Source organism: Rhodothermus marinus, assembly GCF_009936275.1.
GTDB lineage: Bacteria > Bacteroidota > Rhodothermia > Rhodothermales > Rhodothermaceae > Rhodothermus > Rhodothermus marinus_A.
Genome location: NZ_AP019797.1, coordinates 1850950 through 1871536, shown reverse-complemented (window position 1 = coordinate 1871536; position 20587 = coordinate 1850950). Strand labels below are relative to the sequence as shown.

The window sequence follows — 20587 nt, the reverse complement described above, 5'->3', positions numbered from 1 at the left end:
GGCCCTTTACTGAATCTGTGGCAGGGGTTTTTCCTGCACCTTCATGCCTTCCTCCAGACCCGAAACGACCTCCACGTGCAGCGCGTCGCTGAGGCCGGTCTGAATGATCCGCTCCTCGGTCGTGCCGTCTGGCAGGACCACCGTCACGCGGGCCGTGTCGTCGCTGTAGGTGACGACGCGCTCCGGAATGAGCAGGACGTTTTCGCGCTTTTCGATGATGATCTCGGCATTGGCCGAGTAGCCGGCCCGGAGCACCAGTGGCCGGGGCGGCGCCTCCGGATCGCGCGGGTCGCGCATGACCGCCTCGACGATCTCGATCTCCACCGGAAAGACGGTCGCGTTTTCCTCTTTTTTCGCCTTGAGCCAGATTTTCGAAAGGCGACCGGTCACCTGTGCCTGCGGCAGGGCCCCGATTTTGATCTGCGCCGTCATGCCTTCCTGAAGACGCCCCACGTCGATTTCGTCCACGGTGCCCCGGAAGACCAGATCGCTCATGTCGGCCATGGTCATCAGCACGGTGCCCTCCTGATAGGAGGTGAGTGGCACGACCGGATCGCCCACTTCGATCATCTTTTCCAGCACGTAGCCGCTGATGGGGGCGCGGACGACCGTCTCGAAGCGACCCGACTCGGTCTGCACCCGACCTTCCCGCAGCAGCGCCAGCTGCTCGCGGGCGGCCTGAAGCTGCAGGCGGGCTTCTTCGTAGGCCCGGCGGGCGCGTTCGTACTCCTGCTCGGAGATCAGCCGGCGATCGAAGAGCTGCTGCTGCCGCTCGAACTCCCGGCGCAGGTTGTCCACTTCGAGCTGGCGCAGCTCGATCCGCCGCTCGGCGTCGATCAGTTCCTGAGGGGTAGGATTGGGCTGGATTTCCAGCAGCGGCGTGCCCGCTTCCACGTAGTCGCCCGCGTCCACGAACAGCCGCCGCACCACACCGGCCACCTGAGATTTGACGCTGATCTCGACACGAGGCTCGATGGTCCCGACCGCCAGCGCTTTGTCCACAATGTCGCCGCGCGTGACCGTGACGGTGGGTAGCGTTTCGGCCGCCTGACCGTTGTCGGAGGAAAGCAGCAGCAGGATCACCACGGCCATTACGGCCAGCCCGGCTGTCACCCAGAGCACACGTTTCATGGAGCTCAAGAGTTTTTCACAGACAATTACCCTGAAACGACGCTCTGGCTTTACGAAAACATTGCGGCCGGGTTACACCTGCGCTGTGGAGACGCGACAAGCCCTTGACATGGGTAAAGCAGGCTGTTACCTTCAATTTAAGACAAAGGATGATTAAATGCATTTTTGTACTTCAATCCAAAAAAGGCCCGGCGCCATGCAGCCCGATCATCCCCGTGTCCGTGAATGGCGGCACCGCCTGCTGTGGTGTGTGGGCGGTCTGCTGCTGTTTGAAACGCTGAGTGGCCTGGGTATTTACCTGCTGCCGTTCAGCGTGCCCGCTCAGTTCATCGTGCTGCTCCACACCGTCGGGGGGCTGGCATTTCTGCTCCCTTATCTGTGGTATCAGGTGCGGCACTGGTGGATTTACCGGCGCATGCCGTGGAATCACATTGTAGTGCTCGGCTATGTGGGGATGGTCGCCACGCTGGTGGCGATTGTGTCGGGACTGGTGCTGACGGTGCAGGCGCTCTGGGACACGCGCATCCACTACGGCTGGAGCCGGGTGCACCTCTGGTCCACGTTCGCGCTGATCGCCACGGTTGTGCCGCACGTGGTCTGGATCATGGTGCGCGACCACCGCGCCCGCAAGCGTGAGGCGATTCGGCCGGTGCTGGTGGCGCAACGGCATTTTTCGGCGGCGGTGACGGCGTTGACGCTGGGACTTTTCGTCGTGGTGGTGGCGCTGGCCTATGTCTACCGGGCGCCGGCGCGCTACGTCGATTTTCCGCCGGACTACAGCTACCTCTACGGCCCCGATCGCCCCTTTGCGCCGAGTCTGGCCCGCACCGAGAACAACAAGGCCATTCCGGCCGAGATGCTGGGTGGGTCGGCTTCGTGCGGGCGCTCGGGCTGCCACGAGCAGATCTACGAAGAATGGCTGCCCAGCGCGCACCGCTATTCGGCGGCCGACCCGCTGTTTCGACGGGTGCAGCATGTGATGGGCACGCAGAACGGGGCCGAATCGACCCGCTACTGTGGCGGTTGCCACGACCCGATCTCGCTCTTCAGCGCTGCGAAGAACCTGTTTCGCGACGACCTGACCAATCCTGTGGGGCTGCATGAGGGCGTCTCGTGCGTGACCTGCCATGCGATCCAGGAAGTGGACGTGCGGGGCAATGCGGACTACGTGATCCACGCGCCGGAGCCCTATCTGTTCGAGCGCGACACGAGCGGTCTCGGTGTACTGATCAGCAACTTCCTGATTCGCTCCTATCCGAAGCACCACGTTTCGAGCCTGAGCCGCCGCATGTTCAAGAGCCCGGAGTTCTGTGGCGCCTGCCACAAGCAGTTCGTGGATGAGGAGATCAACAACGTGGGCTGGGTGCAGCTCCAGAACCAGTACGACAACTGGCGCAAGAGCCGCTGGAATCATCCGGGCGATCCCGCGAAGACGATCGAATGCCGGGAGTGCCACATGCCGCTGGTCGATTCGTTCGATCCGGCCCGTGGCGATGCGCTCGACTACAACCGATCGCCCGACGACGGCAAGCACCGCAGCCACCGTTTTCTTGGGGCCAATCAGTTCATTCCGGCCCACCTGGAGCTGCCGGGCGGCAAAGAACATGCACGGCTCGTCGAAAAGTGGCTTCGCGGCGAGATCGAAGTGCCGGAGATTGCCGACAAGTGGCGCAACGGGCCGGTCATTCCCATCCAGGTGCTGGCCCCGGAACGCGCCCGTTCCGGTGAAACGGTCACCGTCGAAGTGGCCATGCTGAACAACAAGGCCGGGCACGACTTCCCCACCGGGCCACTGGACATCATCCAGGCCTGGGTCGAGTTTGTGGTGACCGACGAGCAGGGTCGGGAGGTGTTCGCCAGCGGACGGCTCGACGACCGCTACTTCATCGAGCCCGGCTCCTTCGTCTTCAAGGCGGAGCCGGTGGACCGCTACGGCAACCTGATCGACCGGCACAACCTCTGGGAGATGGTGGGCGTGCGCTACAAGCGGGCCATGTTTCCGGGCTATGCCGATCAGGCCCGCTACACGTTCACCGTGCCGCGCGACGCCCGTCGCCTGCACGTGAAGGCCCGACTCTGCTACCGCAAGGTGAACCAGTTCCTGCTCAACTTCCTGTTCCCCGACACCACGCTGACCGCACCGGTGACGGAGCTGTCGGCCGATTCCACGGTGATTCAGGTGATGTAAGCACGATGGGACGACTTTCGCGAAGAAAGCGCCAGGCGCTGTGGGCGCTGGGAGTGGCGCTGGTCGGTAGCCTGGGCGGCGGCGTGCTGGTCTGGAGCATGACCGACACGGACGAAGCGCCGTACCGCCCGGGCGAACAGGTCGAAGGGGTGGTGGCCCGCCTGGAGCGGACGCTCCCGCCGGACTATCCCCGCGTGACGTTCGCGGATGTGACGGAGGCGGCCGGCATTCGCTTTCGCCACTTTGCAGGCCGGCGCACAAGCCAGATCCCGGAAGACATGGGCTCGGGGGCAGCCTGGGGCGACTACGACCGGGATGGCTGGCTCGACCTCTACGTGGTCAGTACGATCGGCCCGCTTTCGATGACGCCCGAAGAAGGGCGCCGGGCCGGTACCTGCAACCGCCTGTTCCATAACAACGGCGACGGCACCTTCACCGATGTGACCGAGGCGGCCGGGGTGGGCTTCTGTGGATGGGGTATGGGCGCGGCCTGGGGCGACTACGACAACGACGGCTGGCCTGACCTGGTGGTGACCGCCTTCGGACAGAACGTGCTCTATCACAACAACGGCGACGGCACCTTCACCGACGTAACCCGCAGGGCCGGACTGGCCGGGCCGCAGGGCTTCTGGACAGGTGCCTCCTGGGGCGACTACGACAACGACGGCGACCTCGACCTCTACATCACCGGCTACGTCCGCTACGTGCCCGTCAGCAATGATCCCTCGGCGCTGGGCTTCGACATCGAAAATCCGCCGGGCATCAATCCCTCGACCTTCGAGCCCGAGCGCAACCTGTTCTATCGCAACAACGGCGACGGCACCTTCACCGAAATCGCCGTCCGGGCCGGCGTGGCTGACCCCGAAGGCAAAGGGCTCAGCGCGGCCTGGGCGGATCTGGACGAGGACGGCTGGCTCGACCTCTACGTGGCCAACGACGTCTCGGACAACACCTTCTTCCGCAACCGGGGCGATGGCACCTTCGAAGACCTGAGCTATCCCGCGCTGGTGGCCGATTACCGGAGTTCGATGGGCATTGCCGTGGGCGACTGGGACGGCGACACCGACCTGGATCTGTTCCTGACGCACTGGGTGGCCCAGGAAAACGCCCTTTACACGAACCTCTTGCGGGAGCAGGGCAAGCTGCTGTTTCGTGACGAGGCCGACATGTACGGGCTCGGGCAGATTTCGCTTGACTACGTGGGGTGGGGGACTTCGTTTTTCGACTACGATAACGACGGGCGGCTTGACCTGTTTGTGACGAATGGCAGCACGCTCCAGCAGCGCGACCGCCCGCACCTGCTCGTACCCCAGAAAGACCTGCTTTTCTGGAATCGTGGCAGCGACGGGTTCTACGACGTGTCGGCCGTCAGCGGCAGCTTCTTCGATTCGCTCTATGTGGGGCGCGGGGCGGCTTTTGGCGACTACGACAACGACGGCGATGTGGACATTTTCGTGGTGAATCACGGCGGCCGGGGCGTGTTGCTCCGCAACGAAGGGGGCAGCCGGAACAGCTGGCTGGAGGTGGCGCTCGAAAGCCGTTCCTGCAACCGGATGGCACTGGGGGCACGGGTGCGCGTGGTGGCGGGCGGACAGGTGCAGGTTCGCCAGATCGGTGCGCAGAGCTCCTACCTGTCGCAGAACAGCCCCGTGGCCCACTTCGGACTGGGGAAGGCCACCCGCGTCGATACGGTCGAGGTTATCTGGCCGTGCAACGGCCGCCGTCAGGTGCTTACCGACGTACCGGCCCGGCAGATCGTACGTATCGTCGAAGACGTGGGCACATGAAACGCGCAGGACTCATATCGAAACACCTGCTCGTCGGCGGACTGCTTGGGCTATTGCTGCTGGCCGGATGCGCCTCCCGCACGGCCTCGCAGGAGTCGACCGACGCCTCCGAGGCCGAACGGGCCCGCGTGGTGCAGTTCTGGAAGCTGTACCGCGAGGCCACGCAGCGGCGCCTGAGTGGCGAGCTGGAAGCCGCCGCCGAACTGTATCGACAGGCGCTGGCGCTCGACAGTCTGCACGAAAACGCACTCTACTACCTGGGCAACACCTATCTGGAGCTGGGACGCCTGGAGGACGCCTACCGGGTCTGGCAGCGGCTGGCCGCCGCCTACCCCCGGAGCAACCGGGTCTTCATGCAGCTCGGTCGCCTGCAGATGTGCTACCCCGAAAGCCCCCTGTTCGACCTGGAGGCCGCGCGTGCTTCGTTCGAGCGGGCGCTGGCGCTGAACAAAGACAGCGGCCCGGTGCTGCACCTCGGCGAAGTGGCCCTGCTGGAGGGGTGTTTCGAGGAAGCCGCCGCGCTCTTCGACAAGGTGCTGGCGATGAACTTCCGCAGCGTGCCGGCCTATGTGCTGAAGGCCTATCTGGCGTGGCAGGCAGGCGATCGGAAGACCGCCGCTGCGTTGCTGGCACAGGCCCGGCCTTATGCCCGGGCGCGAACCGACGCGGCGCGCCTCCAGCTCGAAGAAGGCAACACGCGCACAGGGCGGGCGCTGGTGTCGGAAGAGGCCACTACGTGCCCGCTGCTGGACTTCAACGAAACCGCCCTGGCCGACACGACCAACCTACTCGACCCTGACCAGTTCCTTCGCCCGCTGGCCGATCGGCTGGAGCGAGTGCTTCCCGGAAAGTCGAGCTGAGCCTGTCCGGACCATCTACGGCACAACGATCGACGAACAATTCAGAAGCCCGAGGAACTTTCCTGTAAATCTGTAAATTTTTCTGCTGCTGAAAGGCACCTGCATTTGCAGATTCATGGCGATTCTGACCGTCCCAAAGGTTTTGCGTGAGAAACTCGGCGACGACGGCGTCGAGGCGCTCATCACGCTTCTGAATGAAGCAGCCCATCATGAGCGCAATAATCTGCTGGGTATTCTGGAAGAACGTTTTGAGCGACGCGTGACCGACGAAGGCAAACGCCTGGAGGTGCAGATTGCCGAGACGGAAAAACGTCTGGAAGTGAAGATTGTCGAGGTGGAAAAGCGGCTGGAAGCGCAGATTGCCGAGACGGAAAAACGTCTGGAAGTGAAGATTGCCGAGGTGGAAAAGCGGCTGGAAGTGAAGATTGCCGAGGTGGAAAAGCGGCTGGAAGCGCAGATTGCCGAGGTGGAAAAGCGGCTGGACCATCGGATTACAGAGGAGACCGCAAAACTGGACAAGCGGATTACCGAGGAAGTGGCCCGTCTGGAGCAGCGCTTCACGGAGGTAGAGTCGAAACTGGACAACCGCATTGCAGAGGTGAAGGTAGCGCTCAGCGAGCGGTATGCGAGCTTGGTGCGCTGGATGTTCATTTTCTGGGCAGGGCAGATCGGAGTGATTGTGGCGCTGTTTGCCCTGTTTCGATAAAGAGCAGAAACCGTATGAAAGTGGCGGGTCGGGTATTTTGCTTGATCGCTTCTTTGTCCGAAAAACAAGGGGAAATCTGGTAAGCCAACGCTTCGCGCTGCATGTCAGAAGCACATGTTTGTAGTACGCCACGAAGGCGTCAGTCGCAGTGGCGCTTCCCGAGACGGCACTTCGCTTCGCTCCGTGCCTGACTACAAGCGCGTTGGTCGGTGCTGCAAACGGCAGGCTATAACGGTTTGCAGGTCGAAATCGTGATCTTCTCCCGCACTATTTTTCGGATGACCTCCAGGTAGATTGGGCCCGGGAAACCTTCGCATGTCTTTGCATGCGCCCGGGCTTCGTTCGGGTGCACGTCTGCACGCCCAAAGACGGCGATCCACCACTACATCCGACGAAGCCTCCGGGTGTCCGATGCCGGATGTTGACCGGATAGCGATTGCCGCGGGTCTTTACGAAGCCGTAGCCGGAGCGGGCTTTTTCTTCGGGGGCAGGTCGTTGCCGCGCGGCACGAAGGCCTGGATGCCCGTGATCTCGCGGCCGAGGATCAGGCCGTGGATGTCGTAGGTGCCCTCGTAGGTGTTGACGCTTTCGAGGTTTACCATGTGATGGATGACCCGATACTCACCTACGATACCATTGGCGCCGTGCATGTCGCGCGCCATGCGGGCAATCTCCAGCGCCTTGCCGGCGTTGTTACGCTTGGCCAGCGAGATCTGGGCGGGCGTCACCCTGCCCTCGTCGGCCAGTTGCCCCAGCCGGAAGGCCAGCAACTGCATCTGGGTGATCTCGGTGAGCATGTTGGCGAGCTTCGTCTGGATGAGCTGCATGGCCGCCAGCGGGTAGCCGAACTGGGTGCGCTCCATCACGTAACGCCGCGTGCGCTGGTAGCAGTCCTCGGCCGCACCCACCGTGCCCCAGGCGATCCCGTAGCGGGCGTTGCTCAGGCACGAGAACGGTCCTCGTAGCCCGCGCACGCCCGGCAATACGTTCGCATCGGGCACGAACACATCTTCCATCACGATCTCGCCGGTCGAAGAGGCCCGCAGCGACATCTTGTTTTTGGTCTCCGGCGTCGAGAGGCCCGGCATGTCGCGCTCCAGAATGAAGCCCATGATTTCGCCCTCGTCGTCCGGATGCTCTTTAGCGCGGGCCCAGACCACCGCAATGTCGGCAATGGGGGCGTTCGTGATCCAGGCTTTCGTACCGTTGAGGATCCAGCCGCCGTCGACGCGCCGGGCCGTCGTCTCCATCGAGCCGGGATCGGAGCCGTGGTCGGGCTCGGTCAGGCCAAAGCAGCCGATCAGCTCGCCGGTGGCCAGCTTCGGCAGGTATTTGCGCTTTTGCTCCTCGGTACCGTACTTCTCGATGGGGAACATCACCAGCGACGACTGCACCGACATGAACGAGCGGTAGGCCGAGTCGACGCGCTCCAGCTCACGGGCGATCAGTCCGTAGGCCGTGTAACTGGCGCCTCCGCCGCCGTACTTCGGGTCGATCGTCACGCCCAGCAGGCCCAGCTCGCCCATCTCGCGGGGAATCTCCATGTGAAAGATGCCCTGCTGGTTGCCTTCGAGCGCGCGGGGTTCCAGGCAGCTCTGGGCGTACTCGCGCGCCGTCTCCATGATCAGGCGATCCTCCTCCTTCAGCATCGATTCGAAGAGGAACGCATCGTCCGGGTTGAAGGGAAACGAGCCCATGGTCTATCCAATTTTTTGTGATCGCAGCACTTATCCGTAATTCCAGTTCACGCCGCGGCCCTGCTCGGGATCCGGGTAGTGCCAGCTGACGGCCCCCTGATCGCAGGCGTACATGCAGGTGCCGCACTCGATGCAGTCTTCGAACTGAAAGTGCACGTGGCCCTGCTCGTCGAGCGTGTAGCAGTTGGCCGGACACACGTAGGTGGTGGCCTTGTGCGGGCAACGCGTATTGCAGATGTTCGTGTCGACCAGAATATGCGGCCGGGCGTCCCGGCGCTCCTGGTTGCGGTAGTTGACGGTTCCGAGGCGTTCGGCGATCGTCATGGCTCAGAGGGCTTTCCAGGCCCGGTAGGTGAGTTTGAGCAGTTCCAGCGGCGAGCTGTGGCGGCGCACCACCTCGCGTAGAATCTGGCGCAGTTTCGGGGCCGGACGGTTTTCCACGCGGAAGAACTCACGGCCCAGGTCGCACGCCAGGCGCGGCATGCGTTCGTACATCACCGGTTCGTGGAGCAAACGAACGGCCGCCTGGAAGTTCCGCATGTTCTGGAGCACGTAGCTCTGCTCCAGGCGCTCGCGGTAGCGGCGGAGCGTGGCGGCCGAGAAGTCGCCGACGCGTCGGGCTTCGAGCACGGTTTCGGCGGCCAGGATGCCCGAATGCATGGCGAAGTCCATGCCCTGAATCGCCTTGCCCGCATTCAGCAGCAGGTTGGCCGCCTCGCCGGCCACGAGCACGCCGTCGGCGTAGAGTTCGCGCGGCATGGCCCGCATGTCGCCCGTCGAGACCACGTGCGCCGAGTACTCGACGACCTCGCCCCCCCGGATCATGTCGGCCACCACGGGATGCGCCTTGAAGCGGTCCAGCAGTTCGTAGGGCTTTTTGCGCTTGCGGCGCAGGTCGGCCATGCCGAGCACCAGCCCGATCGACACGGTGGTGCGGTTCGTGTAGAGGAAGCCGCCGCCTTCGACGCCGTCGGTGATGGCGCCGATGAACTCGTTGGCCAAGCCGCTGCGCTCGGAGAGCTGGAAGCGGTCTTCGAGCACCCGACGGTCGAAGCGGAGCACTTCTTTGACGCCGACGGCCATGTGGTCGGCGGGCACGTACTCGGCCTGCAGGCCGATCTGGCGCGTGAGCAGGTTGTAGACGCCTTCGGCCAGGATCACGCAGTCGGCATAGAAACGCTCACCGCCGGCCTCGACGCCCACGACGCGGCCGTCTTCGACGAGCAGGCGTTCGACGAGCACGTCGAAGGCCAGAAAGGACGCGTCGGCACAGGCGCTCCGATCGATGGCTTCCTGCACTTTGTCGGCCAGCCAGCGGTCAAAAATGGCCCGCAGCACGGTCACGCCCATGTAGGGCGGCGTGTCGTAGTGGGACGATTTGAAGTCGATCGAGAAGGCCGACTGCTCGTCGAGGAAGGTCAGCCGCCGGTGGTTGATGAAGCGCTCGAAGCCGGCGTTCGGATCGTTCCAGTACTCGGGCACGAGGCGGGCCAGGTCGGTGCCCCAGAGCACGCCGCCCGAGACGTTCTTGGCGCCGCTGTAGGCGCCGCGCTCGATGAGCAGAAAGGGCACCTCGTGGCGGGCCAGCACCATGGCCGCGCTCAGTCCGGCGATACCACCGCCGACGATGATGCACCCGAAGCGTTCGGCTTCCATCAGCTTTCGGCCTTGATCCGGCGGATTTCTTCGAGGAGCAGGGGCAGGATCTGGTACAGGTCGCCCACGATGCCGTAGGTGGCGATGTTGAAGATCGGGGCGTCCGGGTCTTTGTTGATCGCCACGATCACCTTGCTTCCGGCCATGCCGGCCACGTGCTGGATGGCCCCGGAGATGCCGACGGCGATGTAGAGCGTGGGCGAAACCACCTTGCCGGTCTGGCCGATCTGGAGCGAAGCCGGAAAGAGACCGGCCTCGATGGCGGCACGCGAGGCCCCGATGGCGGCGCCCAGCTCGCGGGCCAGTTCTTCGACGAGCTGTTTGCCGGCTTCGTCGCGCACGCCGCGTCCGGCCGCCACGATGATGTCGGCCTCCGAAAGGTCCACCTGACCGGTCGTGCCGGTGATCACCTCGCGGAGCGTGGCCCGCAGCGTGGCCGTGTCGAAGTCGAGCGGTACCTCCACGACTTCGGGCTCGGTGGGGCTTTCGGCCGGTTGTGCGGTATAGGTGCCGGCCCGCACCGAGACAAGCACGGGTTGTGTGGTGGCTTCGGTGTCGGCCAGCACACGGGCGGCCATGACCGGACGCGTGGCCGTCACGGACGCGCCGATGTCGAACGCCGACACGTCGGGCAGGGCGGCGGCTCCGACGCGGGCGGCCAGCGCCCCCAGCACGTCCTTGACGGACTCGGTGGACGGCAGCGCCATCAGCGTCGGTTGTGCCGCGCGAAAGACGGCCGCCAGCGCAGTCAGCACCGGCGCGTTCAGGTGCCGGTCCAGTGCGGGGTGTTTCACCAGATAGACCTGATCCACCCCGTAGAGCTTCAGCGCTTCGACGAAGCGATCCGCCTCGGGGTGCAGCACACAGGCGGCCAGTCGGGCCCCATCACGGCGGGCCAGCGTGCGCACGTGCGTCAGCACTTCCAGCGCCGCACGGGTGGGGCGCTCCTGTTGCGTGGGAATATGGCAGAGGTAGGTGCTCATGGTTACAACACGCGGGCTTCTTCGCGGAGCAGACGAACGAGTTCACGAACCACCTCGGCCGGTTCGCCTTCGAGCTTGCGGCCGGACGCACGGGGCGGAATCGGTCGGTAGCCGGTCACGCGCGTGCGGGGCCGGAGCTGCTCGGGCGACAGCCCCAGGTCCGACAGCGTGAGCGCCTCGATGGGCTTTCGGCGGGCCTGCATGATGCCCCGAATCGATGGAATGCGCGGGTCGTTCATGTCGTTGGAGATCGTCACCAGACCCGGCAGCGCCAGTTCGATGATTTCCCGGCCGGCGTCGCCCTGGCGCGTGACGATCAGGCGTCCGTTTTCGTAGGCCAGCCCCACCGCGTTGCTCACGTAGGGGAGCCCCAGCAGCTCGGCCAGCATGGTGCCGGTCAGGCCCGCGTCGGTGTCCTGGGCCTGTTTGCCGGTGAAGATGGCATCGTAGCTCCGGTCCCGGAAAAAGGCGGCCAGGACCGTCGCCACGGTGGCCGAGTCCCAGTCGGACGGATCCGCTTCGATGTGATAGGCGCGCTCGGCGCCCATGGCCAGCGCCTTGCGGATCGATTCCGAGACCGAGGCCGGTCCGATGGCGACGACCTCGACCGTACCGCCGTGCTGCTCGACGAGCTGCAGCGCCCCTTCGACGGCCGAGGCATCGTAGGCGTTCAGGACATAGCGCTCGACGTCAAATTGCAGGCGCCCGTCCACGATCCGAAAGGGCGCCTGAATGTCCGGTACCTGTTTGATGCAGACGCAGATGTTCATAGTCCTTCGAGAAGGATACAACCTGGCTTCAGTTTACGAAATTTTGAGCTTCAAAGCGGAAGCGCTTTTTGGATTCTCTGCAGAAGTTGACGTTCACGCTGTCAAAATAAGCGATCCGGCCGACTTTTTACCTGTTGACCTGCTGCAGTCGTGAAGATCGCCGTCGGCCCGCGCATTATCGCCGCTCGCACGCACGACCGAACCCGCGTGCTGCTCTTCCGACGACCGGCTGCAACAGGTTTGAACCTTGAAGAAGTGAGTGTCTGTAGTTATGCTCTCCAAAGCAAAGTATAACTACTTTTGCCCATGACTTACAGGATTGGACCAAAGGGGCAAGTCGTTATTGCCAAGAAGATTCGGGATAAACTGGGTATCGGGCCTGGCTGGGAAGTTGTTCAATTGCTGGTCGAAGATCATGTTGAACTGTATTTTGTACCCCCTGTGCATCGACGTTCCCTGAAGGGTATGCTGGCCCCGCACATCAAGCGTCAGCCGGAAACGGACGACTGGACCGCCCTTCGTGAGCAGGCATGGAAAGCCATCAGCCAGGAAAAAGAAAACCGATAGGTGCATTGGTCGATACCAGCGTGCTGGTGCGCTATCTGACCGGAACGCCCGAGGAGATGGCCGCTCGTGCTGCAGCTATTCTGGATGGTGATGAAGTGCTGGGCGTTTCACGATGACTTGGGCAATTCCTCCCACGGCTGAAGCCGTGGGAGGAATTGCCCCATACCCGTGACATACTGCTGACACCGCCGCATCATATCCTTCCCACAAACACTCCCCGCCATGCAGACGTTGACGCTCCGCACACGGCTCGATCCCACGCCCGAGCAGGCAGACGCCCTCCAGGAAACCCTCGAGCGCTTCGCGCAGGCGTGCAATCTGACGCTGGAGGTGGCCAGGGCCTGCAAGACCTTCAGCAAGTTCAAGCTTCAGCGACTCGTCTACGGCCAGCTCCGCGCGCTGGGCCTGTCGGCCAACCTGGCCATTCGGGCCATCGCCCGCGCGGGCCATCGTAAAGGCCATCGCGCAAAGCACTACCGCCCCACCTCCTGCGACTACGACCAGCGCACGCTCTCGCTGCGCGGCGAACGCGTCAGCCTTTCGACCACGCGTGGGCGGCTGCGCATTCCCATGCGGCTGAGTCCATACCATCGCTACTGGCTTGCTCGGGCGCGCAGCGTGCAGGGTGGGAGGCTGCTTCGCGACCGACGCGGGCACTGGTATGTCCACCTGACCGTTCGCATTGAGACGCCGGAGGCCGCACAGACCGGCCGGGTGGTGGGCGTCGATCTGGGCCAGCGCCTGCTGGCGGCGCTTTCGACGGGCGCGCGTTTTTCTGGAGGTGCGCTCAAGACGAAGCGGCTCCACTACCGCGCCAAACGCGCCGAGATCCGCTCGAAGCTGGATCGCCCTTCCGAACGCACCCGGTCGCTGAGGCGACTGTGGGCACGGCTTTCGGGAAGGGAGCGGCGCTTTGTGCGGCAGGTGTTGCATGAGGCGAGCCGCCGCATTGTGGACGGCCTTGCGCCCGGTGACGTGCTGGCGATCGAAGACCTTCGGGGTCTTCGCGGACGCACAAGGCGAAAGGGCAAAGCGGCGCGCCACCTGCACCAGTTGTGGCCGTACGGTTTGTTTCGGCACCTGCTGGAATATAAGGCGCGGCTCAAGGGGGTGCGGGTGGTGGTGGTTGACCCGAGGTATACGAGCCGGACGTGTCCGCGTTGTGGACACCTCGATCGGCGCAATCGTCGGAGTGGGCGGCTGTTTCGGTGCCGGGCGTGTGGATTTCAGCACAATGCGGACGTGGTGGCGGCGCTGAACCTTGCCCGAAGAGCGGGCTCTGAGGGCACGGGCCGTTGTCAGCCGGCCCTTAGTGCTATCCCGGCCGGTGGTCGGGAGGGCAAGCCCACAACTTCAGTCGTGGGTAGCTGACTGCTTGTGCTTGCAGAGACGGCGTATGTGCTGCTGTCCGTTTATGGCGTTCCGCGTCGGCAGGTCGTTGAAAGTCTGATCTGGCTTCTGCAAAAAGAAAATCTGCAACCAATTGGTTGTACGAAGTCGCTCGTTTTGCAGGCGCTGATGCGCTGTTTGCCATCCGGGCGCGTTTCCATCGCCGATGCTCTGTTATGGGCGGAAGCCCATCACAGGGGCGTACGCCAGGTTTTCACGTTTGACCGGCGTTTCCCTGACCAGGGGCTGACGTTGCGGGCTTAATCGGGCGATGTCAGCGCCAGCTTCCGGTCGAAGCGGTCCGGTGCCACGTAGCGCGTGTGGAAGCGCAGCCAGTCTTCGGGAAAACGGCGGTAGACCGGGTCGTCCCACAGGCGACCGGGCGGTGTGTCATAGCCGGGCATGTCGTGATAGGGCAGGGGCCGCACGGTGCGGGAGAACGTCGTGTTGTAGTCGCCGTCCTTGACCCAGCCGTCGCCGATGAGCACGAAGTCGCGCGTCCAGCCTTCAGGCGGATCGGGCAGGGCGGGGAAGTGGAAGACGAGTTCGTCCCCGGCATTCATGATCACGTAGCGGTCGTCGATCTCAGCCAGCAGCTCGCGCACGTCGCCGAAACGGGTGTAGTAGCCTTCCAGATCGCGCCAGCGCTGGGCCGTGCCGGCCAGCGAATCGTAGATCGGGACTTCCGGCGCGGAGCGTTCGGGTTGCACGGTGGCCGAGTAGCCCCGGTAACGTAGCAGCGCCAGCTCGGGCGCCAGGCGCGTGGTGCGAAGCGGAGCGTCCGGACGCGCTTCGGCCCAGCCGATCCAGTCCCAGTAGATCTCCAGGTTCGTGTGCAGCCGCACGCGATACGGACCACCCTCCGGGAGCTGGCCGGTCAGGTCGATCACGATCGTCTTCAACCGGCCGGCCGGAAAGCCCAGGTCCGGGTAGGCCACGCGCCAGCCGCCCTGGCCGTCGGGCACTTCGACGCGCAGACCCCGCGGCCGGGGATGGCGACCCTGACTGATCGCCACGTTGATCGAGCTGTCGGTCGGACGCAACCAGCCGTAGGCGATCAGGTAGAGCGGTCGGTCGGCCGGTACGCTTTTGCCCAGATCCAGCTCGATGAAGTGGGGTTCGGCGATGCCCTGGTACGCACCGGGGGCGAACGTGTCGAAATAGCGGCCGTCGCGACGCCGAACTTTATCCGTCACGTCCCGATTCCGGTGATCGCGGGCGCGGGCAATGGGCTGCACCGGACCCGTGGGGTAGAGTCGAAGCTGACGCGGCGGAAACGCGAAGCGTTCGTCCACCCAGACCTCGGTTCCTTCCGGATGATCGACCACCATGAGAGCCACGTGGTCGAAGAAGTGCGTCTCCCACAGCTCGGCCGTGATGCGCACGTCGTAGATGCCGTCGCGTGGGCGGAGCTGGTCGCCGCGGATCTTGATCCAGTCCTCGGTCTGGGCGATGTCGCCGGTCTCCTGGGCGTTGATGCGCAGGCCCAGCGGCGAACCCCAGATGAAGTCGGTCACGAAGACCATGCGTTCGCCGTCGAACGTGAAGACCCAGGGACAGGAGCCCTTCAGGCGTTGTGTGGCCTGGACGGTTTCGTTGGCGGCCAGATTGAATTCGGCCTGCACGTTGCCGTTGGGCCAGACGATGCGGGCCAGTGGCACGCGCGATTCCAGTCCGAGCCCGAAATGCACCACGGGCGCCTGAATGACCTGCTTCTGATAGATCGTGCCGGCGCGGATCTCGACGACGCCGCCGATGCCGAAGCTGTTGACGCGCTGGTCGCCCACGACGACGGCCTGGGGATGGAGCAGCGTCCAGGCGTACGGCGCGTCGCTCTGATTGCGGAGGCGGACGGGTGTCCCGTCGGGTTGCGCGGCGGTGAGGTCCAGGCGGCCGTCGCCGTCGAGGTCGGCGGCGTCGAAGGCCTGCACTTCGAGCGTGAGCGGTTCGGGGCGCAGGCGGCCGCGGGCGTCAACGAGCCAGATCCAGGTCTGGCCGGGGATTGAGGCGATCAGGTCCTGGGCGCCGTTGTTGTCGAGGTCGGCGGTGAAGAGATGGGCCAGGCGGCAGGCGGTTTCGTCGAGTGCGGGGGTTCGGACGGGCAGCGGACGGGTTTCCCAGGAGCGGGTGCGTGGCGTGTAGGCGAGTCGGTGGAGCGAGCCGTCCGGGCGCCACAGCGTCAGTCCGAGCAGGCCGTCGTGGTCGAGGTCGGCGGAGGTGAGCGTGCAGCCGGAGCCGGCGGGCATGGTCGCGTCTTTCAGGAAAAGGCCCTGGCGTTCGTTGCGCCAGAGGTGGAGCGCGCCGTTGAGGTCCAGCGCGGCCAGGTCGGGATCGCCGTCGCCGTCGAGATCGCTCCAGGCAAGCTGGCGGGGGGCGATGTCGAAGACACGTCGGATCTGGAAGGTCTGGTCTCCGTTATTGCTAATCAAAAAAACGGATGCGGTGCCAAGGAGCAGGTCGAGGTCGCCTTCCAGGTCGAAATCGGCCACCCAGAGGCCGGTGATCCCGTCGGCCGGAGGTGCGGGCAGGGCGACTTCGGTGAAGGTGCCATTGGCTTCCTGGTGGTAGAGCCGGACGCCTTCGCTGCCCACCAGTGCCACATCCATACGAAAGTCGTTGTCGAAGTCGACCAGGGCGACGCTGTGGGCGGGCGTGGCCGTTGGTGGTAACGGACCCGGACGCCGCAGCACGGTGCCGTCGTCGAACATGACGTCGCGCGTGCGCACCAGCAGTACCGACGGGTCGGCGTCGGCGGTCTTCCAGATCACGCGCGAGGCCGGTGCCGGACCGCCTGGCAGCGGCTCGGACTGGAACGTCATCAGCGTGTCGGGCAGGGCGAAGGTGGCCCGGGGAGGCTCCAGACGCAGCGGCTCGGTAAGCGGGGGGCTCAGCACTTCCGGCGGGGGTTGCAGTTCGGCCAGATCGGCCCGAAAGGCCGGATGCTGGAGCAACGTGTTGCGCAGGAAGGCGACCTGCGTACGTAGCGCCGTCCAGTTGGCCTCGCGGGCCAGTGCGAGCAGCTCCTGCCAGACCGTCCGCGCCTCGTCGGGCCAGGTATCGATGAGCGTCTGGAGATGGGCGATCGTCTCCTGAAGCGTCCGGGCATCCTGGGTGGCGACGGCCCGGCGCAGGCGCTCCAGCCAGAGCGCCTGGTTGTCGGGGCGGTGGCGTAACATCCGGGCCAGCACCGTGTCGGCTGTCAGCGTGTCGCCAGGCGCCGGGTGGGTCTCAAGGAGCTGGAAGAGGAGGTAGGCTGCTTCAAGGTCGGCGGGATCGTGCTGCAGAGCGGCCAGCAGGTGACGACGGGCCGCCTCCGGTTGTTCTTCAGCCAGGGCCAGACGGGCCAGCAGCACCTGAATGCGGACGCTTTCGGGCGCAAGGCGGGCGGCCTCGTTCAGGTAGCGGTGGGCGGCCTCCAGGTCGTTGCGGCGCAGCGCGAGCAGGCCCAGGTTGGCCCAGGCGGCCGGTTCGCCGGGCGCCAGCTCGGTCACCCGCTCCAGCAGCGTACGGGCGCCCCGATCCTCACCGGCCTGCAGGGCGGCCAGTCCCGTGTAAAAAGCCGTGACGGTCTCCTGGTAGGCGTCGGTACCGGGCTCCGGGACCGAAGGAGCGCGGCGGCAGGCGGCCGCGCCCAGCATCAACAAAATATACAGCGTAACGGTTACGGCAGGGCGTGGCATGGTTACTCTCGGCAGGATGGCGACACGTCCTGCAAGTTAGCGCCGTCGGGAGATCCGGGCAAGGCCTGAGCACAATATGCGGAAGGCCCCGTTCCTCCTGTAGTCGGCACGAAGCAATAGCGTCTAACGGCACTTCGCTTACGCTTCGTGCCTGACTGCGAACGTGTTTGTAGTGCGCCACGAAGGCCCAGCCGGACGACGCAAAAAAGTGGGCAAAATGTGTTGCGGGAAACGGCCGCGGCCGTCAGACGGCCTGGCGGATGGCCTCGACGGCGGCCGGATCTTCGAGGCTGCTCAGGTCGCCCGGATCCTGGCCGAGATACGCAGCCCGGATCACGCGGCGCATAATCTTGGCGTTGCGCGTCTTGGGCAGGGCCGTGGTGAACCGGATCTCGCGGGGCTTCAGGGGCTTGCCCAGTGCCGCCACCACGCGCTCCATCAGTTCCCGGCGGAGTTCTTCAGAGGGTGAAACGCCGGGCTTCAGGACGACGAAGGCCACCACTTCTTCGCCCTTGACTTCGTGCGGGACGCCGATTGCCGCACTTTCGGCCACGGCTTCGTGGGCGTTCAGGATGGCCTCGACTTCGGCCGGACCCAGGCGCTTGCCGGCCACCTTGATCGTGTCGTCCGAGCGGCCCAGGATGTACCAGAGGCCGTCGCGGTCGATGGCGGCAAAGTCGCCGTGCACCCAGAGTCCTTCGATGCGACGCCAGTAGGTATCGAGGTAGCGTTCGCGGTCGCGCCAGAAGCCGCGCGTCATGCCGATCCAGGGCTTGCGGATGACCAGCTCGCCGACGGCCTCGCGCACGGGGCGTCCCTGCTCGTCCACCACGTCGGCGGCCATACCGGGTACCGGACCCGAGAACGCGCAGGGTTTGAGCGGACGGAAAAAGTTGCCGCAGAGAATCCCGCCGGAGATCTCCGTGCCGCCCGAGTAGTTGAGAATGGGCTTTTCGCGGCCGAGCACGTGCTCGAAGCACCAGAGCCAGGATTCCGGGTCCCAGGGGCTGCCGGTCGAACCCACCGCCCGGAGGCTCGACAGATCGTGGCGGCGAATGGGCTCCGGACCATGCGGCCGCAGCGCCCGGATCAGCGTGGGCGAGATGCCCAGATGCGTTACCCGGTGCTGTTCGACCAGTCCCCAGAGCCGATCGACGTCCGGGTAGTCGGGCGCGCCGTCGTAGAGCACCATCGTGGCCCCGATGAGCAGCGTGCCGAAAACCAGCCAGGGGCCCATCATCCAGCCCATGTCGGTCACCCAGTACATGGTTTCGCCCGGCTTGAGGTCCATGCACTGGTACATGTCCTGGGCGGCCTTGACCGGAAAGCCGCAGTGCGTGTGGACGGCCCCTTTCGGGCGGCCCGTGGTGCCGCTCGTGTAGATGACCATGAGCACGTCTTCGGCGTCGGTGCGGACCGTCTCGGCCTCGGCCGGTTGCGGCCAGACCAGCTCGTGCCACCAGTGGTCGCGGCCCGGGTGCATGGGCACCGGTACGTTGTCGGCCTCCATGCGGCGGTAGACGATCACGTGCTGCACGCTCGGGCAGTCGGCCAGCGCTTCGTCGGCCACGGGCTTCAGGTAGACCGGCCGGCCGCGCCGGTAGAAACCGTCGGCCGTGAACAGAAAGCGCGCTTCGGCGTCCTGGATGCGGGTGCGGACGGCCTCGGCGCCGTAGCCGCTGAATAGCGGCAGCACGATCCCGCCCAGCTTGATCACGGCCAGGAAGGCGATGACCAGCTCGGGCGTCATGGGCATGAAAAGGGCGGCCACGTCGCCTTTCTGGAAGCCCAGCGACTGCAGGGCGCGGGCGCAGCGGCACACCTCGGCGTGCAGGCCCGCGTAGGTCAGCGTGCGCAGCGTACCTTCTTCGCCTTCCCAGCGCAGCGCGATACGTTCGGCCGCGTCCGTCTCCTGCCATTTGTCCAGCAGGTTGTGGACGATGTTGAGCTGGCCGCCCACGCACCAGCGCGGAAAGGCCGGACCTTCGCTCAGGTCCAGAATGCGCGTGTAAGGTCGGTAGAAGCGAATGTCCAGATCTTCCAGCACGGCCGGCCAGAACCACTCCGGGTTGTCGACCGAGCGGGCTTGCAGCTCGTCGAGCGAACCGATGCCGTGGCGGTTCATGAACCGCTGCAGGTTGCTGGCCGCGATCCACTCCGGCCGCGGCTCCCAGACCACGGGCTGGTTGAAGGGAAAGGTGGAGCTCTCCATAAAGCCAAATTTTCCGTTATTGCGTTTTAGTTCAGAAAACCTGAAAATTTCTGAAAATCAACCGGCCGTTCGTGTTGGCATGTTTGCCACTCGTAGTAAACGACAGAGACGGTCCTTCTGGCTATGTAGCTATCCTGAACTCGCACTTACTGATCCAAACTTAATTACCTAAAGGTGGTTGTGATCCCACTATGGCAAACGACGCCCCTAACAACTGGCGCGAGGCCCGACGCCTGCGTGCCTTCGAACTCAGCCAGGAAGGCTGGACCGGAGTAGCCATCGCCATGGCCCTCGGCGTCACCGAGGGCGTCGTCAGCCAATGGCTTCGTCGCGCCCGCGAAGGTGGCAAGGGAGCCCTACGCACCCGCAAAGGCACGGGACGCCCTCCCAGACTGGCCCAGGATAAACTTGAACGACTAGCCGGACTCCTGGTCCAGGGCCCTGAGCACTCTGGCTTTCGCGGCCAGGTCTGGACCCGGGCCCGTGTGCGCGAGGTCATCCGAGGCCAGGAGGTAGTGCGTTTTCTGCGCCACGTGCAGCGTCATGTTGGAGAGCGCCTGTTGGTGGTCTGGGACCGGACTCCCGGCGCATCGAGGAAAGCACGTTCGGGCGTTTTTGAGCGAGGAGCAGGGGCGGATTCATGTGGAGCGATTGCCGGGCTATGCCCCGGAGCTGAATCCGAAGGAGGGCATCTTCAAGCATCTGAAGCGGGTCGAACTGAAGAACCTTTGCTGCGCCCACCTGGAGGCGTTGACGTTGGAACTGCGCCGTGCGAAGGAACGGCTGCGGCACAAGCGCTCGGTGATCGAAGGCTGCTTCAGGCAAGTCGGCCTCCTTTAGCTCTTTTTGTCCGGATCAGTAAGAATACGCCGGAAGCGCTATTCGGTGCAAGTTGTGGTGAATCCGGGATGAATCTGGGGGGAAGGTTATAAAAAATCCGGGCGGACATTTTCGTCCGCCC

At 64.6% G+C, this 20587-nt stretch carries 16 protein-coding genes and 1 pseudogene; 9 read left to right on the top strand and 8 right to left on the bottom strand.

The window, feature by feature from the left end:
- Positions 1-6: 6 nt before the first annotated feature.
- Positions 7-1131 carry an efflux RND transporter periplasmic adaptor subunit gene (locus GYH26_RS08065; protein WP_161541217.1) on the bottom strand — a complete coding sequence of 375 codons (1125 nt, stop codon included), beginning with the start codon at positions 1129-1131 and terminating at the stop codon, positions 7-9.
- 196 nt (positions 1132-1327) lie between these two features.
- On the opposite strand from GYH26_RS08065, the gene GYH26_RS08060 reads away from it, so the two are divergent.
- From GYH26_RS08060 to GYH26_RS08045, 4 genes are all read left to right on the top strand, one after another.
- A complete protein-coding gene (locus GYH26_RS08060; protein ID WP_161541216.1) occupies positions 1328-3319 on the top strand; it encodes a multiheme c-type cytochrome in 1992 nt (663 codons plus the stop codon).
- Between the two features lie 5 nt (positions 3320-3324).
- Complete coding sequence (locus GYH26_RS08055) at positions 3325-5106, top strand: CRTAC1 family protein (RefSeq protein ID WP_161541215.1); 1782 nt, start codon at positions 3325-3327, stop codon at positions 5104-5106.
- Positions 5103-5966, top strand: coding sequence for a tetratricopeptide repeat protein (locus tag GYH26_RS08050; RefSeq protein ID WP_161541214.1), 864 nt, complete (start codon positions 5103-5105; stop codon positions 5964-5966). The genes GYH26_RS08055 and GYH26_RS08050 overlap by 4 nt, the downstream gene beginning before the upstream one ends.
- Before the next feature lie 115 nt (positions 5967-6081).
- Positions 6082-6672, top strand: a complete 591-nt coding sequence (locus GYH26_RS08045) for an apolipoprotein A1/A4/E family protein (RefSeq protein WP_161541213.1) — start codon at positions 6082-6084, stop codon at positions 6670-6672.
- Between the two features lie 449 nt (positions 6673-7121).
- Here the strand turns inward: GYH26_RS08045 and GYH26_RS08040 are convergent, their stop codons facing one another.
- Genes GYH26_RS08040 through GYH26_RS08020 form a run of 5 tightly spaced genes read right to left on the bottom strand, consistent with a single transcriptional unit; the run spans position 7122 to position 11778 of the window.
- Complete coding sequence (locus GYH26_RS08040; RefSeq protein WP_161541212.1) at positions 7122-8369, bottom strand: acyl-CoA dehydrogenase; 1248 nt, start codon at positions 8367-8369, stop codon at positions 7122-7124.
- A 30-nt stretch (positions 8370-8399) separates the two neighbouring features.
- Complete coding sequence (locus tag GYH26_RS08035) at positions 8400-8693, bottom strand: ferredoxin family protein (protein ID WP_012843933.1); 294 nt, start codon at positions 8691-8693, stop codon at positions 8400-8402.
- A 3-nt stretch (positions 8694-8696) separates the two neighbouring features.
- Positions 8697-10025, bottom strand: coding sequence for an FAD-dependent oxidoreductase (locus GYH26_RS08030; RefSeq protein ID WP_161541211.1), 1329 nt, complete (start codon positions 10023-10025; stop codon positions 8697-8699).
- Entirely contained in the window at positions 10025-11008 is a 984-nt protein-coding gene (locus GYH26_RS08025) for an electron transfer flavoprotein subunit alpha/FixB family protein (protein ID WP_161541210.1), read from the bottom strand. The genes GYH26_RS08030 and GYH26_RS08025 overlap by 1 nt, the downstream gene beginning before the upstream one ends.
- A 2-nt stretch (positions 11009-11010) precedes the next feature.
- Positions 11011-11778, bottom strand: a complete 768-nt coding sequence (locus GYH26_RS08020) for an electron transfer flavoprotein subunit beta/FixA family protein (RefSeq protein ID WP_161541209.1) — start codon at positions 11776-11778, stop codon at positions 11011-11013.
- Between the two features lie 306 nt (positions 11779-12084).
- On the opposite strand from GYH26_RS08020, the gene GYH26_RS08015 reads away from it, so the two are divergent.
- From GYH26_RS08015 to GYH26_RS08000, 3 genes are all read left to right on the top strand, one after another.
- Positions 12085-12345, top strand: coding sequence for an AbrB/MazE/SpoVT family DNA-binding domain-containing protein (locus GYH26_RS08015; protein ID WP_161541208.1), 261 nt, complete (start codon positions 12085-12087; stop codon positions 12343-12345).
- 222 nt (positions 12346-12567) lie between these two features.
- Positions 12568-13716 carry an RNA-guided endonuclease InsQ/TnpB family protein gene (locus tag GYH26_RS08005; RefSeq protein WP_161541207.1) on the top strand — a complete coding sequence of 383 codons (1149 nt, stop codon included), beginning with the start codon at positions 12568-12570 and terminating at the stop codon, positions 13714-13716.
- Between the two features lie 6 nt (positions 13717-13722).
- On the top strand, positions 13723-13998 hold the full coding sequence (locus GYH26_RS08000; protein WP_161541206.1) for a PIN domain-containing protein: 276 nt from the start codon (positions 13723-13725) through the stop codon (positions 13996-13998).
- On the opposite strand, the gene GYH26_RS07995 is transcribed toward GYH26_RS08000, so the two are convergent.
- Together GYH26_RS07995 and GYH26_RS07990 are read right to left on the bottom strand one after the other, a co-directional pair.
- Positions 13995-17414: a CRTAC1 family protein gene (locus tag GYH26_RS07995; RefSeq protein ID WP_161541205.1), complete on the bottom strand. Its 3420-nt coding sequence runs from the start codon at positions 17412-17414 to the stop codon at positions 13995-13997. The two genes, GYH26_RS08000 and GYH26_RS07995, sit on opposite strands and share 4 nt — an antisense overlap.
- A gap of 244 nt (positions 17415-17658) precedes the next feature.
- Complete coding sequence (locus GYH26_RS07990) at positions 17659-19626, bottom strand: AMP-binding protein (protein WP_161541204.1); 1968 nt, start codon at positions 19624-19626, stop codon at positions 17659-17661.
- A gap of 191 nt (positions 19627-19817) precedes the next feature.
- On the opposite strand from GYH26_RS07990, the pseudogene GYH26_RS15725 reads away from it, so the two are divergent.
- Both GYH26_RS15725 and GYH26_RS15080 read left to right on the top strand, forming a co-directional pair.
- Positions 19818-20006: pseudogene (locus GYH26_RS15725) on the top strand (helix-turn-helix domain-containing protein); the annotation flags it as partial.
- Positions 20007-20169: 163 nt separating this feature from the next.
- On the top strand, positions 20170-20466 hold the full coding sequence (locus tag GYH26_RS15080; RefSeq protein WP_262886179.1) for a transposase: 297 nt from the start codon (positions 20170-20172) through the stop codon (positions 20464-20466).
- Positions 20467-20587 lie beyond the last annotated feature (121 nt).